Here is a 17,277-nt window from a genome sequence, read left to right as displayed (position 1 = left end):
GTTCTAATCAGTAAAGTTTTAATTAAGGGTTAATAATGAAAATAACAAGGATTTACAACGATGAGGCGGGCAAAAGCCACTTTGGTGAAGTTGAGATAGCGCTAAAAGACGGCGGCCCTATCGGCATGCTGTCAGAAAAATTTGGTGCAGATAAAATTATTTTTCGCGAAACCCCCGCAGATTATGACTTCAAGTGGCACCCTGCTCCGGCGCGACAGTTACTTTTCATCTTAAAAGGGCGCGCAGAATTTACCGTATCAAACGGCGAGCGTCATGTATTTGGAGCAGGCGACGTGCTGTTACTGGAAGATACCGAAGGTGAAGGCCACTGTTCAAGGGCTATGTACAATGAAGTTCGCCACTCTATTTTTGTGACGTTAGATGAAGGTGTTACCTTTTAATTTAACGCCTATGTCGCTTTACAAAATGCGCTAAATTAGCGCATTTTTTCGTTTAGGCACCAAATTGGGGCTTAGCTACTTTCTGATTGTTTTAAGTTATTTACAGAACACATATAAAAACATTCAAAAACAAAAGTTTACAAAACAAGCCTTAAACAGACCAATTGGTCAACATCTTGCAAACAATGAGCAACTGTCATCAAGAAAAATTGCTCATGTCTTCAAATCACAGCGAATTACTTTACGACTTACATGATAGCCCGGCATTTCTTCCTTCTCTTACCGCGGCATTCCAGCATTTATTAGCGAGCTTCGTTGGTGTTATAACCCCTACTCTTATTGTTACGTCAACGCTAGGTCTTACTGAATACACCCCTTATCTTATTAGTATGGCGCTGTTTGTCAGCGGCCTTGGCACAGCAATTCAAACAAAACGTATAGGCCCAGTAGGCAGTGGCCTTGTTGCCATTCAAGGAACCAGCTTTGCGTTTATTAGTGCGTTGATTTTGGCCGGAAACCAAGTAAAAGCCAATGGCGGCACACCAGAGGATATTTTAGCCCTACTGTTTGGCCTGACCATGGCTGGGGCGTTAGTTGAGGTAGTGTTCAGCCTATTTGTGAATAAACTCAAGCGCATCATTACGCCTTTAACCACGGGGATAGTGATCACTGCGATAGGCCTTAGCTTGATAAACGTAGGTATGACCGACCTAGCCGGTGGCTTTAATGCCGCTGACTTTGCCAGTACTGAAAACTTAGCAGTTGGTCTTTGTGTATTACTGGTTATCGTATTCTTAAATGCGTCTACCAACCATTGGCTTCGCTTAAGCGCAATTTTTATTGGCATGGCTATAGGTGCAACGTATGTTGGTTTTACAAAAGGCCTTGATTTCTCTGGGCTCGCTTCACTTTCATTAGTGGCTATCCCTACCCCATTTGCGTTTGGCATTGCTTTTGACATTAATTTATTTTTGCCCATTGCACTTATTTACCTGTTTAGCGCAATAGAAACGGCGGGAGACTTAACAGCAAATAGCCTTTTCTGTAAGCAACCCGTAAGCGGCCCTGTTTATTTAGCAAGGGTAAAAGGCGGTATTTTGGGAGACGGGGTCAACTCACTACTTGCCGGAATGTTTAACACTTTCCCAAATACCACATTTGGCCAAAACAATGGCGTTATTCAGTTAACCGGTATTGCCAGCCGTAAAGTGGGCTTTTTTGTTGCAGCGCTGTTTGTTCTTATTGGCTGCTTTCCTATTGTTGGTGGCGTGTTGCAAGCTATTCCTAAGCCAGTTTTAGGCGGAGCAACGCTGGTGATGTTTGCAATGGTAGCAGTGGGCGGGTTAAAGCTTCTTGCTAGCTACGCACTTGATAGACGCAGCAGCCTTGTAACCGCCTGCGCCCTTGGTATGGCAATAGGCGTAATGATGGTTCCCGAAGCCCTTGCTGAACTGCCAACGTGGCTCGAAAACATTTTGCTTTCCCCTGTGACATCAGCCGGCCTTACTGCCGTAATTTTAGAGCTAACCTTGCCAGGTAAAAAAGCAAAGAGTTCAGATACAAAACCAGAACTAAGCACTGAAGACTGCACCCAGGCCTCTTCTGCTACTGACGAAATTTCAGCCATTAAAAGTGACAACGCAAACGATACAACGCTGTCGCCAAAAACGAATAGAAATGATTATAAAAACAAAGAGGCGGTGTCATTTCCCCAACCTCTTAACGTAATTCTAGGTATTAAAGGCCATGCTGATGGCGCACCTACTCTTTTTGGTGCAAAAAGTCGCTAGAAATCACTTTGAAGGTGCAAGCTTTGGCGATACCGCTAGATTTTACATAAAAATAACAATATAAGAACAACATTATATTTTTTTATCCCTATAATTCAGCAACTTAAAAGCAGGTCAAAAGTTGACCAACTGGACAAGTAGTTGGCATCCATCCTGCTAACTCTCTTGCTAACGACAAGAATCATAAAAATAATTCGTTAAAAAAGCCCTAAAAAAGGGCAACTAAAATCTGAGGAAACCATGAAAAACACTACATTCAAATTATCTCCTCTAGCAAAAGCTTTTGCGATGAGCACTGCAGTCGCACTTTCGTCGCAAGCTTTTGCTCAAGAAGATACAGAGGTAAAAGAAAAAGACGTAGAGAAGATCGAAGTGACGGGTTCTCTTGGTAGTCTTCCAGGCCAAGACGTAGAATCGGTATTTGGTTTTGGTAAGTCTATTCTTGAAACGCCACGTTCTGCATCGACAATTTCGCAAGAGCAGATGGAGCGCTTCAACGTTTCTGACATTGACGAACTGGTAGCATTTGCTCCAGGTACGTTTACTCAATCATTCTTTGGTGTTGCGGGCTCACTAGACGTACGTGGTACGCCAGGTGAAACATACTTCCGTGGCGTTAAGCGCTTAGATAACCCGGGTAACTACCCTACACCTATCGGTGCTTCAAGCCGTATCGACATTGTACGTGGTCCTGCATCACCTATTTATGGTCCATCTAAAATTGGTGGTTATCTAAACTTTAACCCTAAATCTGCACGCGCTTCTGGCGGCCAGTATCTAGATTCCCCAACGGGTGCGTTGTCTTACACCACTGGTTCTTGGGATAAAAGCATCTTAACCGCAGAAGTTGGCGGCCCGACTAGCGTCGCGGGCAAAGAGATGGGTTACTACATATACGGCGAGCTAGAAAATTCAGACAGCTATTACGACAATACGCAAACTGACCAAACGGTATTACAAGCATCATTTAACATTGATGTTACCGACAACCTTCGCTTCGAATTTGGTGGTATGTACCACGATTACGACGGCAACCAAGTTGCTGGTTGGAACCGTCTAACCCAAGAGCTAGTTGACGACGGTACTTATATTACAGGTACAGCACAGCCTCTAGACACTGATGGCGACGGCCAAATTAGCCACGAAGAATACGCTGCGGTAAACATTGCCGGCGAGAGCTTCTTCTATGTTCCAGCGTCTAGCTTTACGGATGACGAAGCCACAGCGTTAATGCAATTAGAAAACGTTGGAACCACAACGCTTAGTGGAAACCAAGTACTGGTAGCGCCTGATGATCAGCTTGGCAACGAAGCTATTACTCTGTATTTCGACACGATTTACTACACAGATAACTGGGAAATCCGCAACCAACTTTTCTATGATGCATACGACAACATCAATGAAAATGCGTACGGTTTCTCACAGTTCCACGACAGCTGGGTTGTTGAAGACAAGCTAATTTTCGCTACCGAATATGAAAACGATGGCCTGCTTGCACAGTTTCAATTCTCGCCATCTGTTCGTTATACCGACTTCGAACACGGCGATGATTTCACGTTTGAATATTTCAACCGTCGCGACCTAACCATGCCATCTTCGGCACTGGATCGTCGTTTATTGTCTACCCGCTCAGGTAAAAACTACGATAACTATGATGTGGGTAACTACCTAGACCTAGGTATTGCTGCAATGACAGACTTAACTTGGGATTGGGGCTTAAACCTAGTGTTAGGCTTGCGTTACGACACTATCGATATTGAAAGTACTTCACGTACCGATCTTCTGTTAGGTGCAACAGGCGATGAAACACCAGAATACGCTGAAGAAACGGTAGACGGGTGGTCTTGGAACGCCAGCCTTTCATACGAATTCGAATTTGGCCTTATTCCTTACGTAACTGCGGCAGAACAAGCAACGCTTGTAGCAGGTCAAGGTGCTGAGATTGGCGTTAGCCAACTAGGCGACGGCAGCGCATTTGATACCTCTGAACTTCTTGAGTTTGGTATTAAAGGTTCTTTGTTAGAAGATACACTGTATTTTGCACTTTCATCGTTTGAGCAAGAGCGTACCGATTTTAACGCGCAAAACACGGTAACTAATAATACCACCAACAACAAAGGTACTGAGTTTGAACTTCGTTGGGTAGTAAACGACAACCTTGTTGTATCTGCAGGTTACACCAACATTAAGGTAATTAACCTTACAGCACTTGAAAATGGTAACCAGTTTGGTTTCTTGGGTGCTGAAGACTTAGTGAACCTTGAAGATCCTTCATTGATCTTCGGTGGTAACGTGATTGGTCTTAACCTTATCGGTGAAGGCTTTAATAATACAGATGGACGTAAAGCAGGTATCCCTGAAAACATCTATACGCTAACTGCGACTTACGATTTCCAAAATGGTTATGCGGCTAACGTAAGCGTGGTAGATGTTGAAGAAGTAGCATCAGGTTTCTCTGCTGCTGTAACGCTACCGGCTTATACGCTAGTGAATGCTGGCTTATCTTATCAGGCTGAAGACTGGTCATTTAACTTAACCGTTAAAAACCTAACTGATGAACGTTATTTCCGTTCTAACTTCCCTGATCTATTCGGTAGCCAAATCGTTCTTCCTGAACTACCGCGTCACTTTAATGCTAAAGTTACTTACTCATTCTAAGTATGCTTAGCCTGTGAATGATGTCACGCTTTCTATCGAACGTAGAAGGTTAACGGCATCATTTAATAAATCACGTTAAATCAAGAGCTCAGTTTTCTAAACTTGGGCTCTTTTTTTTTAGGAGTATTTTATGTCTTTAGCCCTATTCATTCGACATTTTGCACAACGCGCGCTTTTGCATATTGCTAAACACCGCAGTAGTTCTACTTTAAGCAAATCATTTGCACTAGCAGTGTTTAAAGGCGTTGTGATAAGCACACTCTCAGTCAATGCATACGCTAGTGAAGAAGAACCACCTATGGAAGTGAAAGTTGTAGTGGTGAGTATGTTTGAAATTGGTGATGACGAGGGTGACGCACCCGGCGAATTTCAGTTGTGGAAAGCCCGTCAAAAACTGACAACAAAATACCCACTGCCCCACGGCTTTCACGATGTGTATGCAAACACTGAAACGGGCGTAATTGGCATAGTGACAGGTATGGGTATTGCGCGTGCTTCAGCGGCAATAATGGCACTAGGGCTCGACCCTCGCTTCGACTTATCAAAAGCCTATTGGCTTGTAGCAGGTATTGCAGGTGTCGACCCTGCCGATAATACTATTGGAAGCGCTATTTGGACTGACTACGTTGTAGATGGTGACCTTGCGCATCACATCGATGCAAGAGAAATTCCTTCAACATGGCGTACAGGATATTTTCCTCTGTTTACCCATGCACCTTATGAAAACGCCGAGCAAGTGGATGTGAACAACAGCCCAAATGGTGAGGTTTATGCGCTTAATCTGCCTTTAGCTAAGTGGGCTTATTCGTTGACAAAAGACACCAAGCTTTTAAATAACGACGCAATGAATTTACTTAGAGCGAAATATACTCACTCACCTAATGCTAGGACTCTTCCCAATGTTTCTATGGGTGCGCATTTATCTGCGTCTACTTTCTGGCACGGAGAAAAGCTAAATTCATGGGCAAACGATTGGGTAGCATACTGGACACAAGGCAAAGGAAACTTCGTCACATCAGGTATGGAAGACTCAGCTACGCTACAAAGTTTAACCTATTTAGATAATGCTGGCTTGGTAGATAAACAGCGTTTAATGATTTTAAGAACGGCGAGCAACTTTACCATGCAACCGCCTTCGTTAAGTGCTGCACAAAACTTGAAACTTGAAAGCTCTGGTGAAGGCTATGCCGCAATGGGAGCAGCAATTGAAGCGGCGTATAACGTTGGCTCTCGTGTTACCAACTACATCGTGCAGAATTGGGACTCTACAAAAGACAGTATTCCGGTTACTGAATAACAAAAAACAGCAATGTTAGATTGCCGCTAAATTGAGTGGCCGACGTTAGTTTTTGTCAGCCTGCTCGCTCAACCCAGGCTTTGATGTAACTAACGTTTATGTACTTAAGCAAATGGGGCTTTGCAGGTTAATGCAATCAAAGGCCCCTATACCGTTACAGATTTTGCGTCTAACGTTAACTTAAGCTGTAAAGTAACATCATTTTGTACAACGGGTTTAGCCAGAAAGTCTTGCATTCCCGCTTCGCTGCAGCTGGCTTTATCTTCTGCCGTTGTGTTCGCTGTAACCGCAACAATGCGGCCATGCTTCGGCATTAAACCTTCTTGATATATGATTTTTGTTGCACTTACACCGTCTAGCACCGGCATAGCACAGTCCATAAATATAATATCGTACTTTCTGGACCTTGCCATCTGTACCGCTACTTCGCCATTTTCCGCTTCGTCTGGAAAGTAATTGAATTTTTCTAGCATTGAGCCTAAAACTAGGCGGTTAATGTCGTTGTCATCAACAACCAAAATATTTAAAGGCACACTCAGCACTTCAGAGGACAGCTCAATCTCTCCACTAGATTTTTCGTCTAATGTTGCCATTTCAATAGGAATAGCAATATCAAAGCACGTGCCTTTGCCTACTTTCGAGCGCACTTCTAACTCACCACCCATTTTATCAACGAGTTGGCTTACTATTGAAAGTCCTAAGCCATTCCCATTGAGTTCTTCGGAAGCACTAGCGGTATCGTTTTGAAATGGTCTAAACACTCGCGACAGGATATCGTCACTCATGCCAACCCCCGTGTCTTCAACAGAAGCGAGCAGTATGGGAACGTCGCCTTGGTGTTTTAGGGTAACCTGAACAGATATGTAGCCCTTAGCGGTGAATTTGACTGCGTTAGACAGCAAGTTCGTAATTACCTGACTTATTCTTGCTGCGTCGCCATGAACATAGGTTTTTTCATCAAAAGACAGCACAGCATAAAGCCGTACCCCCTTTTCTGCACATTTTGTTTTAAACACATCAACAATGTCTTCGCATAAAGAACGAACGCAGAAATCATTGTGTTTGAGAGTAAACTCACCATTAATAATTGACGTGTAATCAAGTACATCGTTAATAAGTGATAGCAAGCGGTCTGCGCTATGTAATGCAATATCGGCTTTTCTAATTCGAACGTTGTCTTTCGTTTCAAATTTAATAGCCTGAAGCATGCCAGTAATGCCATTCAGCGGCGTTTTCAATTCGTGGCTAATTCTTGAAAGTAGCATGCCTCGCTCTTTCGACGCGGCTTCAGCTTCTTTTCGACGGGCGTCTAACTCTAATCTAAGCTGTACCGATTTATTCACATTTTGGCATGTTCCAAACAAACGAATACATTTGCCGTGCTTCATCTCTGCCATACCGTGGGTTTCAATCCAAACAGAGTTTCCTTTTGCCGAAACAAGTTCCAGGGTCGCGCTCCACGGCTCACCCGTTTCTGTGGTGTGAGAAACGATACGGCTTATTTCATTTCTATCGAACCCTTCTTTGTAGAAATTAATCGCCGTTTCTAGCGTTGGCTTGTAGTTTTCGTCTACTTCATGAATAAGGCGAGTTTGAGACGACCAGGTCAACTCACTGGTAATAAGGTCAACTTCCCACGTACCTACATTCGCAACACTTTGCAGCTTCTCGTATAGCGTATTTTGATTTGTTTCAGCTTTTTCTACGTGGAATTTTTCCAACGTTACTGATAACCACTCGTCGAGCAACGCCACTTTTTCTAAATTATTTGGTTGTTCTGGGCAAGCGTTAATGAAAACTAGGCAGACATGCCCACCATCAAGCTTGTGAACTTGCCCTCTTATGTATTTTTCCGCACTGAAGTAAGTAGTAAACCACTGCTTAAATGCAGAAGAGCACTTAGCACTGCTTACTGGAAAACAATTGTCTACGGGAGAGCAATTCGCATACGAAGGAATGGATTTAAAGCTAGGTGGATAAGCAGATGAAGATTTGACGAGGATATTGACGGTATCCTCGTCAACATGCAAAAGTAGGCCCTGAAAAATACCTAATGAGTCACAACCACGTTGTACTATCTGAGTAAGCGATGCTTTAAGCTGCTCTTCCAGCTTTACATTCAAACTCGATTGTTCGTCGAAATAAACCATTGCTCGCTACCTAAGCCTTAAACTCGTCAAAGAGAGGTGCTAATCCACGCCTGAAAAAATGCACAGTAGCACTACACTACAATGATAATAGCGCGCTATCATTACTTGCGAAATTAAACAATAGGATAGTTTAAAGCCTTTGTTTAAGCTTTTAACCTCTGGCTTGATTTCTACCTAATTCCTTTGCCTCAAACAAGGAACTATCTGCATCTTCAATTAGTGCTGCTAGGTCATCTCGTACAACGTCAGTAGCTTTCCACACCGCAAATCCCGCACTAATAGAGACGCGATTTTCAATGCCTTTTCCATGAGGTATTTTGGCCTTAGCCACTGCATCTACAAGCTGATTTGCCACAAGCTTTGTGCCATCTTCATCGATGTAAGGAAGAATGATCAAAAACTCTTCGCCGCCAAAGCGGATTACCGCATCTTTAGGACGTCTAATGTTATCAGATAAAATTTCCGCCACGTTCTGCAGGCATATGTCACCTTCAAGATGGCCATATGTATCGTTAAAGAGTTTGAAATAATCAATATCGACCATTATTACGCCAACTGTACTCTGGTCTCTAGCCACCTGCTTTATGAGCAAGGGGATCTCCTTAGTAAGGTACATCCTGTTGTAGAGGCCGGTAAGTTGATCGTGAAATGTCATCATTTCAAGGAACTCAGTGCGAAGCTTGTTTTGAAGGTGTGTTTTTACTCTGTGGGTAAGCGTTGATGCATTTACCGGCTTCATGACAAAGTCAGATGCCCCCACTTCCCAACATGCATTTTCGCTCTTAATATCCATGGTAGAAGTCACAAATATTACCGGGATATCTTTGGTTTCCGGCGCTGCTTTCAATGTTGCACACACCTCTAATCCGCCGATATCAGGCATGTTCATATCGAGTAACACTAAGTCTGGCAGTGCTTCTACACAGTATGAAATAGCGTCGCTTCCAGACTCAACGGTAGTGCAGTGGAACTCTGTGTCGAGTATCGTTTGCAACAGCAAGCGGCTCATTGGTTCATCATCTACAATAAGCACATTGCATTGTGAATAGGGTTTGATTTCTTTTCTGTCCATTGTTTTTTTATTCTAATGCCAGAGACGCATATTTAAGGCTCTTGCATTGTTATTAAAAGCTTTTTTAGTAACTATAGCATTTTCGAACAGTCTAACACCTTCATGATAGATGTATATTGAAAAGGTTAATTTTTGACGAGCAATAGGTATTAGTAATAACACCTAATACCCACACTGTTGAGAAATTTAAAATCGAGTGCTTATCTTAATTCACGCGACTTCTTCATTGCTAATAAACTGATTGAAGAAGTCCTCCATCGCTACCGGACGGCACATAAAATATCCTTGACCAAGATGGCATCCAAGCGCTTTTAATCCATTGAAATGTGATTGGGTTTCAATGCCTTCAGCCACAATAGTAAGCTCCAAACTAAGAGCTAAATGCACGATAGCGGTAACGATATCGTGTGCTTGCTGCTCCTCATCCATATCAATAACAAATGAACGGTCAATTTTTAACACATTAAGTGGGAATTGACGTAAATAAGACAAGCTAGAATAGCCGGTACCAAAATCGTCAAGCGCTATAGTCACGCCCAGTGATGTTAGCGCATTTAGAATATCTCGGGTTTGTTCAAAATCGTGCATTAACGCAGACTCTGTCACCTCAAGCTCAATAGACGATGCTTCAATACCCGCTGAACGAATTATTTCTGCAACCTCATCTGCAAAACCAGGATTTGCAAGCTGCTTAGCCGCAACATTCACCGCTACTTTTAAGTGTTGCCCTTTCTCGTTACAACGCGCAATGAACTCACAGCTTTTTTGAAGCACTTGTTTACCAAGTTGGTGAATTAACCCCGTTTCCTCTGCGAGAGGTATAAATTCGTCCGGTCCAAAAACTTTACCGCTTTCATCAACCATTCTTACCAAACTTTCAGCACCGGCGACTTCGTTGTTCTCAAAATCGTATTTGGGCTGAAGATAAATTGCTAGACTGTTATTTTCTATCGCATGCCTAAGCTTTATTTCCATTTCAACCCGATGATGCATGGCGTGCTGCAAGTCTTTTGAAAAGAAGCTGAATGTATCTTTACCTTTTGATTTAGAGCGGTACATTGCTGAATCTGCGTGACGCATCATTTCTTCCGCGTTAACAGCATCTTGAGGATACAAGCTTATTCCTATACTTAAGCTTAGTTGATGAGCCTTTCCGTCTATTTCTATAGGCTGTCTTCCCGAATGTAAGCAAGCCATAGCTATACTTTCTGCACTATAGCCAGAACCGATATCAGACAATAAACACGCAAACTCATCTCCCCCCACGCGGGCTAGCGTAGCATCTTTGCCGAGGGTGTCTGAAAGTCTTTTTGCAATTACAGAGATAACAAAATCGCCGACCTGATGACCCAAACTATCATTAAGGTATTTGAAATTATCAATATCAATGAGCAATAAGGCGATGCTTTGTTTACTGGTAAAGCTGCGTGCTATCGCTTGCACAACGCGGTCGTGAAGCAGTACGCGATTTGGCAAGCCTGTCAGTTGATCGTGATTAGTAAGGTGAGTCATTTTTACCGCCATTTCGACGGCTTCAGATACATCCTGAAAAACCATGACCGCGCCGCTAATATTGCCGTCATCGTCTATAATTGGCGATGCGCTATCTTCAACCCTAAAAATCTCCTTTGTCCTGCTGATAAGGGTCGCATTATACGACATAGCCACTGGCCGCTTCACTTCTAGCGCGTACAACGCCGGATTTAACAGAGACTCTTGATTTGATGCATCACGTAAGTTCATTACCTCATCAATAGGTTTACCTAATGCTTCTTGAATATTGTAACCCGTTAGCCTTTGTGCAACCGGATTTATAAATGTGACATCACCCGCGGCATTAATCGAGATAACCCCGTCCGCGATCGATTTTAACGTAATTGCAAGTTGCTTCTTCTCGGCCTCGAGCGCTTGATTAACATCTTTTAATAGTACTTTTTGATATTGAAGAGTAAGGTGGTTTCTTACTCTCATACGACACATTTCTATATCAATGGGCTTTGATATAAAATCTATTGCCCCTAGAGACAGTGCAATATGTTCATTTTCGGAATCGCTGTGAGAGGTAACAAATATAACGGGGATTGAGGCTGTGGTTGGGCACGCTTTAAGCTGTTTGCACACATCGAACCCTGAGAGCTCAGGCATGCTTATGTCCAAAATGACCAAATCTGGCAGTTGCGCCCTGACTGTTGAGAAAGCATCGACGCTTTGCGAAACCGTAACAACATCTGCTAAAGATTCTACTGCATTTTCTAGTAACAAGAGTGTTGTTGGTTCATCGTCAATGATGACTACTTTCTGTGTCTCATTTTCCATGAGAAATACCACACTACTTAATAAATTCCTTATGTAGTATCGTCCGACATACGTAAAAAGACATTAGCCTTTAGTATAATTTGCATATCAAAACAAGGTTTTACAGAAAATTCCTTGGCTGTAATGTTTTTCGTAAAGCCCAATTGGTATACAGTTAAAGTATGTGTTGATTCCGAGGGAACAATAATATGAATACATTAAATACTCATAATATGGCGCAAGAACAGCAGCTTTGGAATAGAGAAGCGGCAATAAACAGACTTGGTGGAAACGAGGGCTTGCTCAATCGTATCGTTGAAATGTTTTTAGCTCAAATTACACAAAAGCAGCAGGCATTACAAAAAGCGGTTAATGAACAAGATATTGAAGGTGTACGTTTCACAAGCCACGCTATGAAGGGAGTTTCAGGAGACGTGGGCGCCGACGCTATACGCGAGAAAGCGTCGTCCATAGAAAACAAAGCTAAGCGTGACGATTTGACTGAAATAGCGCAGGACATGCAAGAGCTAGACAGCTTAATTGAGCAAACCATTGCGGTAATGCAATCTTAATACTAAGCCACCTAGGTGCCCTTGTCTGAGTAAGCGACTATGCGCCGGTAATAATGGCAACGCTACATGGCAACTTCGACTTGCTCGATAAATACTTGCTTCTTTTCTTGAGGCAAAAAACTCGCCTTGAAGCTATTTGCTGCCAGCATACGTATGGTCTTTTCATCAATATTAAGCGACGTGTGTAACGCCTCAAAATTTTCATTCAAGAAGCCACCAAAGTACGTGGGATCATCAGAATTAACCGTAACCAATAATCCAGCATCAAGCAGTTGCACAATATTGTGCTCTTTCATATCGTCTATCACGCATAGCTTCAAATTACTTAATGGGCATACGGTAAGCGGTATTTGCTTTTCCTTCAAATATGCCATAAGTGCTTGGTCTTCTTGACAACGTACGCCGTGATCAATTCGGTCAACGTCTAGCAGATCAATGGCCTCCCAAATATAAGATGCCGGCCCTTCTTCCCCTGCATGAGCGACAATTTTGAAACCGAGCGACTTAGCCTTCTTAAATACTCGCTCGAATTTAGATGGCGGATGTCCCAACTCTGAACTATCCAGGCCTACTGCTGTAATGTATTGATAGTACGGCTTAGCAGCGTCAAGCGTTTCGAATGCTTCGCTTTCAGGTAAGTGACGTAGAAAAGACATTATCAGGTAGCTACTAATGCCAAATTCATCTTCCGCTTTTTGTATGGCACGCAAGAAGCCAGGCATAAACACATCAAACCCAATACCTCGCTCGGTGTGAGTTTGGGGGTCAAACATAATCTCAGTATGTACGATATTTTCCTCAGCGCACCTGGCTAAGTATTCCCACATTAAAGTGAAGAAGTCTTCCTCATCCCTCAACACGCCTGCCCCTGCGTAATAAAGGTCAAGGAAGCTTTGTAAGTCTTTGAAATTATATGCGGCTTCAATCTCTTCCACGTTAGCATAGGGAAGTGATACACTGTGTTTTTCAGCTAGGCGCCACATAAGTTCAGGCGTTAAGCTACCTTCTATATGCAGATGCAGTTCGGCCTTTGGAATGTTTTTAATTATTGATGACAGCGACATGGCCCCTCACTTATTTTGCACCATAATAATGCAATAGCATTCAATTGGTGCGTAATAGTTTATCTTTAATGCTATCTGTAAACGAGTTCTATTGCTCATTTAGGTTTTGTTTGCGGTTTATTTAACTTCATCTATGTTGATTACTAACCGTTTGGCTGACTTTGTGCTGCCTGGCTAGTGACCTTGAGTCACCCAATGATTGTTAATTGATCATTGTACTGAAATATAAGTTAGCACAAAACACACCAACAAGTTGACTAATTGGTCAGTTTTTTGCTTCCAAATACAAAAAAACACTAAAATGAAATACAAACAGAGAACTCTTGATGTCCAACAATGTAATTGAACGGCTATTTAAGCTGCAAGAACACGGAACCACTGTAAGAACTGAAATCATTGCAGGTCTTACTACGTTTGCGGCTATGTCCTATATCCTCGTGGTGAACCCAGGTATTCTGGGGTTAAGCGGCATGCCCGTTGAAGGCTTAATTACAGTGACAGCAATCGCAGCCTGCATTGGCACGCTTATGATGGCGCTGATGACCAACTACCCTATCGCACTAGCGCCGGGAATGGGCTTAAATGCATTTTTCGCGTTTACAATTTGCCTTGGACGTGAAATCCCATGGGAAGCAGCGCTTGGCATTGTTTTTTGGAACGGCATTCTCTTTTTAGTGCTATCGCTTACCGGAGTCAGAACTAAAATCGCCGAGTCTATCCCTCCTTCTCTTAAAATAGGCGTGCAGTGCGGTATAGGGCTATTCATTGCCTTTATCGGCCTTAAAAATGCTGGGCTAATTGTTGATAACCCTGCAACGTTTGTGCAGCTTGGCGACCTTTCAGAGCCAGCAGTAATGCTTGCTCTTATTGGTATTATTTTTACTATTGTCCTTATGGTTAAGCGCGTTACAGGCGCTATTTTAATTTCCATCGTAACACTTACCTTAATCGGTGCTTTTATCCCTACTGAAAGCGGAACGTTAACGCCTACCCCTTCTGCCGTTGTTGGCATGCCAGAGTCTATTTCAAATACATTTATGGCAATGGACTTTTGGTACCCTATCGACCATCTTGCCGAGACCTGGGATCTGATTTTCGCGCTTATGTTTGTGAATATGTTCGATACCATAGGTACTTTAATTGGTGTTTCTCGCAAAGCTAACTTACTGGACTCAGAAGGCAAGCTTCCGAAAATTGGCCCAGCCATGACAGCCGACGCGTCTGCTAGCATCGCTGGTGCGTTCGTAGGTACATCGCCGGTAACAAGCTACGTTGAATCTGCCACTGGCGTTTCGGCTGGCGGTCGAACTGGGCTTACCGCAGTGGTGGTTTCTATATGCTTCCTGTTGTCGCTTTTCCTTACGCCATTAATGAAAGTTATTCCGCTAATGGCAACTACCCCAGCGTTATTAATGGTGGGCATTTTAATGATGGAGTCGATTCGACAGGTTGATTTCGACGACTTAGGGGCTTTAGCCACCGCGTCGGTTGCACTTATCGCTATGCCTCTAACCTTCAGTATTAGCGAAGGTATTGCCCTTGGTTTCATAACTTATGTGGGCATCAAGGTAGGTACAGGAAAGTTCAAGGAAGTCACGCCCCTCACTTACGCGCTGGCCGTTGTGTTCTTACTAAGATACTTACTAGATTTAAAATAATTTAGCGGTGGCTATGGGCGATATTGCGCGCCATATCTCGGTTTAGATACAAAAAAGGTGGCTTTAAAGCCACCTTTTTTATTGCTCAGTAATGTAAACACGCTAATCGTTTATTTTAATCCGTCATATGTGAAGGTAACGGCTTTATCACCCATAAATACAATTTTCACATGCTTGCTGTCTTCGTTGCCCCATGTGCACGCCATAGCGCCCATTGTTTTACCGCAGTTGTCGGCTGAACCAATGATTGCTTCAACTTCGCTCTGAGTCATACCCATCTCTAACTTATCGTAATTTTCTTTAGTTAGTTTTGAACATGCTGTCAGCGCTAGTGCTCCGAAAGCTACAATGGCTAGTTTTGTTTTCATGGTTTTGTCCTTTATCTAAGTGAAAGTAAAAGCAACCTACTCGGTATCCTTTCACCTTGCTTTACCTAAAATGTAATGCGGGTACTGTAAACGCTATGTGCGCGCCTTGTCACTACCTTCTTTAGGATGAGTTTCCAGCCAGTGGCGAGCAATTTGTTCTCGCGTAGCAAGCCATACTTTATCATGAGATTTTACATACTCGATAAAACGCTTAAGCGCTGCAAGTCTAGCCGGCCTTCCTATAATCCGATTGTGAAGACCAATAGATAGCATTTTAGGCGCGTCAGCGCCTTCTTCGTACAACACATCAAACGCATCTTTCAAATAGGTAAAAAACTGTTCGCCACTATTGAAGCCTTGGGGCGTAGCAAAGCGCATATCGTTTGTATCTAGCGTATAAGGCACCATTAGTAATGGCTTACTGTAATGGCAGTCATAATAAGGCAAGTCGTCAGCGTAAGAGTCTGCGCAATATAAAATGTCGTCGCGCTCCGCAATTAACTTTAGTGTATTAGGGCTGGTTCTGCCTGTATACCAGCCAACGGGTTTAGTCCCCGTAAGCTGCTCATGAAGAATAATTGCATCGTCTATTTGTTTACGCTCATCTTCTTCGCTCATGTCTTGATAGTGTACCCAGCGCATAGCGTGACTGGCAATTTCCCAGCCCGATTCCATCATGGCTTTTACAGCATCAGGGTGGCGTTGCATTGCCATAGTGACACCGAATACAGTAACAGGAATGTCGTACTTATTTAGCAAGCGGTGCAAACGCCAAAAGCCTGCACGACTGCCGTATTCGTAAATAGATTCCATGCTTAGGTGACGATCTTTATAGGCTTGTGCGCCTATAATTTCCGATAAAAATATTTCAGACGCCTCATCACCATGAAGCACACAGTTTTCTCCACCTTCTTCGTAATTCAATACAAATTGAACGGCTATCTTTGCATCACCAGGCCAGTTCGCGTGAGGCACGTGTTGGCCATAGCCAATGAGATCACGAGGATAAACAGACTCACTCATACTACACCTCGAAACTTTCAGGAACAGCCAGACCACAGCCGCCAAGTACAAGCTTAACTACTTGTTTGGTAGCGTCTTCGAAATCTGCTTTTGTCATTTTTTTGCCGCGAAGCCGAGTAATTTGTGCCGAAAAGTCTGCGTAATGCTGGGTACTTGCCCATATTGTATAAAGCAAGTATTCCCCTTCAATGGGTGGTAACTTACCGGCTTGTACCCACGCTTCGATAACCGCAAGACGCCCTTTCATCCAAAGAGCATGTTCTTCATCAAAGTAACCACTAAGGTTTTGGGCGCCGTTAATAATTTCCATAGCAAAGATCTTCGACGCCATTGGGTGCGTTCTAGACACTTCCATTTTCTCAGCGATGTAATTGGCAAGTACTTCTGCTGGATCATCCTCTACCGTTGCTTTGTCAAAACGAGAGTTCCACAATGAAAGGGTTTCTTCTAATACCGCCACGTAAAGTTCTTGTTTAGTTTTGAAATAATACAAAACGTTGGTTTTAGGAAGCCCCGCTTCATCAGCAATTTTTTGAACGGCTGTGCCTTTGAAACCAAACTGGGCAAAACATTTCTCAGCGGCTTGGAGTATTTTTCTTCTGTTCATAGCGCCGACACCTGCGTCAGCACTTTTTACCTTCATCATTATTATTTAAATTCCTTTGCAATCTGATTTGCAAGCGCACAGACGGGATCAGCGCCCATGCCTTTTCGATAGGTTAGCATTTATTGCCAACCTGTTGCTATGCTCTTTGAGATCATAGTTGTCAGCCAACGACGGCCCTAACAGGTGAGGTGACTGACTCGAAAGCACAAATTATGCGTTAATTGAAAACCTAGCACGAATCTTGCCTTATTCTTTCCAACAAAATGAATCAATGTTTAGCACAGTAAAAATTGGAAACACTCTGTCTTATTTTTCCAATTAA

General features: G+C 43.1%; 13 protein-coding genes. 6 read left to right on the top strand and 7 right to left on the bottom strand.

From position 1 onward, the window contains the following. Positions 1-35 precede the first annotated feature (35 nt). The 4 genes from E5672_RS04925 (at position 36) to E5672_RS04910 (ending at position 6,146) form a co-directional block, all read left to right on the top strand. Positions 36-401, top strand: a complete 366-nt coding sequence (locus E5672_RS04925; protein WP_071814460.1) for an AraC family ligand binding domain-containing protein — start codon at positions 36-38, stop codon at positions 399-401. A gap of 215 nt (positions 402-616) precedes the next feature. Next, the gene (locus E5672_RS04920) at positions 617-2,191 is read left to right on the top strand and encodes a uracil-xanthine permease family protein (protein WP_136781184.1); all 1,575 of its coding nucleotides are present in this window, start codon (positions 617-619) and stop codon (positions 2,189-2,191) included. A gap of 240 nt (positions 2,192-2,431) precedes the next feature. Further along, entirely contained in the window at positions 2,432-4,849 is a 2,418-nt protein-coding gene (locus tag E5672_RS04915; RefSeq protein ID WP_136781183.1) for a TonB-dependent siderophore receptor, read from the top strand. Positions 4,850-4,979: 130 nt separating this feature from the next. Continuing rightward, complete coding sequence (locus tag E5672_RS04910) at positions 4,980-6,146, top strand: purine nucleoside permease (protein WP_136781182.1); 1,167 nt, start codon at positions 4,980-4,982, stop codon at positions 6,144-6,146. Between the two features lie 146 nt (positions 6,147-6,292). Here the strand turns inward: E5672_RS04910 and E5672_RS04905 are convergent, their stop codons facing one another. From E5672_RS04905 to E5672_RS04895, 3 genes are all read right to left on the bottom strand, one after another. Next, positions 6,293-8,296, bottom strand: coding sequence for a hybrid sensor histidine kinase/response regulator (locus E5672_RS04905; RefSeq protein WP_136781181.1), 2,004 nt, complete (start codon positions 8,294-8,296; stop codon positions 6,293-6,295). 151 nt (positions 8,297-8,447) lie between these two features. Beyond that, positions 8,448-9,368 (bottom strand): GGDEF domain-containing response regulator, encoded by a 921-nt coding sequence (locus tag E5672_RS04900; RefSeq protein ID WP_136781180.1) that lies wholly within the window; start codon positions 9,366-9,368, stop codon positions 8,448-8,450. Between the two features lie 210 nt (positions 9,369-9,578). Continuing rightward, the gene (locus E5672_RS04895) at positions 9,579-11,684 is read right to left on the bottom strand and encodes a two-component system response regulator (RefSeq protein ID WP_136781179.1); all 2,106 of its coding nucleotides are present in this window, start codon (positions 11,682-11,684) and stop codon (positions 9,579-9,581) included. 188 nt (positions 11,685-11,872) lie between these two features. Between E5672_RS04895 and E5672_RS04890 the strand changes: the two genes are divergently transcribed. After that, complete coding sequence (locus E5672_RS04890) at positions 11,873-12,235, top strand: Hpt domain-containing protein (protein WP_136781178.1); 363 nt, start codon at positions 11,873-11,875, stop codon at positions 12,233-12,235. 62 nt (positions 12,236-12,297) lie between these two features. On the opposite strand, the gene E5672_RS04885 is transcribed toward E5672_RS04890, so the two are convergent. Beyond that, positions 12,298-13,299 (bottom strand): adenosine deaminase, encoded by a 1,002-nt coding sequence (locus E5672_RS04885; RefSeq protein ID WP_136781177.1) that lies wholly within the window; start codon positions 13,297-13,299, stop codon positions 12,298-12,300. 326 nt (positions 13,300-13,625) lie between these two features. Here E5672_RS04885 and E5672_RS04880 point away from each other — a divergent pair, with 326 nt between their 5' ends. Further along, positions 13,626-14,957 (top strand): NCS2 family permease, encoded by a 1,332-nt coding sequence (locus E5672_RS04880; protein WP_136781176.1) that lies wholly within the window; start codon positions 13,626-13,628, stop codon positions 14,955-14,957. 110 nt (positions 14,958-15,067) lie between these two features. Here E5672_RS04880 and E5672_RS04875 read toward each other — a convergent pair whose 3' ends face one another. The 3 genes from E5672_RS04875 to E5672_RS04865 form a co-directional block, all read right to left on the bottom strand. Continuing rightward, positions 15,068-15,325, bottom strand: a complete 258-nt coding sequence (locus E5672_RS04875) for an outer membrane protein assembly factor BamE (RefSeq protein WP_136781175.1) — start codon at positions 15,323-15,325, stop codon at positions 15,068-15,070. A 93-nt stretch (positions 15,326-15,418) separates the two neighbouring features. Then, positions 15,419-16,348: an allantoinase PuuE gene (puuE, locus tag E5672_RS04870; RefSeq protein ID WP_136781174.1), complete on the bottom strand. Its 930-nt coding sequence runs from the start codon at positions 16,346-16,348 to the stop codon at positions 15,419-15,421. 1 nt (position 16,349) lies between these two features. Next, on the bottom strand, positions 16,350-16,994 hold the full coding sequence (locus tag E5672_RS04865; protein ID WP_136781173.1) for a TetR/AcrR family transcriptional regulator: 645 nt from the start codon (positions 16,992-16,994) through the stop codon (positions 16,350-16,352). Between the last annotated feature and the right edge of the window lie 283 nt (positions 16,995-17,277).

The organism is Alteromonas portus (assembly GCF_005117025.1).
In the GTDB taxonomy this organism is placed as follows: domain Bacteria; phylum Pseudomonadota; class Gammaproteobacteria; order Enterobacterales; family Alteromonadaceae; genus Alteromonas; species Alteromonas portus.
The sequence above is the reverse complement of the archived record's forward strand: the minus strand, read 5'-3'. Positions and strand labels throughout refer to the sequence as shown.

Coding starts and splice junctions, on each gene's coding strand:
- E5672_RS04880 (WP_136781176.1), top strand. CDS start 13,626: ATGTCCAACAATGTAATTGAACGGCTATTTAAGCTGCAAGAACACGGA.
- E5672_RS04915 (WP_136781183.1), top strand. CDS start 2,432: ATGAAAAACACTACATTCAAATTATCTCCTCTAGCAAAAGCTTTTGCG.
- puuE (WP_136781174.1), bottom strand. CDS start 16,348: ATGAGTGAGTCTGTTTATCCTCGTGATCTCATTGGCTATGGCCAACAC.
- E5672_RS04920 (WP_136781184.1), top strand. CDS start 617: ATGTCTTCAAATCACAGCGAATTACTTTACGACTTACATGATAGCCCG.
- E5672_RS04865 (WP_136781173.1), bottom strand. CDS start 16,994: ATGATGAAGGTAAAAAGTGCTGACGCAGGTGTCGGCGCTATGAACAGA.
- E5672_RS04900 (WP_136781180.1), bottom strand. CDS start 9,368: ATGGACAGAAAAGAAATCAAACCCTATTCACAATGCAATGTGCTTATT.
- E5672_RS04925 (WP_071814460.1), top strand. CDS start 36: ATGAAAATAACAAGGATTTACAACGATGAGGCGGGCAAAAGCCACTTT.
- E5672_RS04910 (WP_136781182.1), top strand. CDS start 4,980: ATGTCTTTAGCCCTATTCATTCGACATTTTGCACAACGCGCGCTTTTG.
- E5672_RS04905 (WP_136781181.1), bottom strand. CDS start 8,296: ATGGTTTATTTCGACGAACAATCGAGTTTGAATGTAAAGCTGGAAGAG.
- E5672_RS04885 (WP_136781177.1), bottom strand. CDS start 13,299: ATGTCGCTGTCATCAATAATTAAAAACATTCCAAAGGCCGAACTGCAT.
- E5672_RS04895 (WP_136781179.1), bottom strand. CDS start 11,684: ATGGAAAATGAGACACAGAAAGTAGTCATCATTGACGATGAACCAACA.
- E5672_RS04890 (WP_136781178.1), top strand. CDS start 11,873: ATGAATACATTAAATACTCATAATATGGCGCAAGAACAGCAGCTTTGG.
- E5672_RS04875 (WP_136781175.1), bottom strand. CDS start 15,325: ATGAAAACAAAACTAGCCATTGTAGCTTTCGGAGCACTAGCGCTGACA.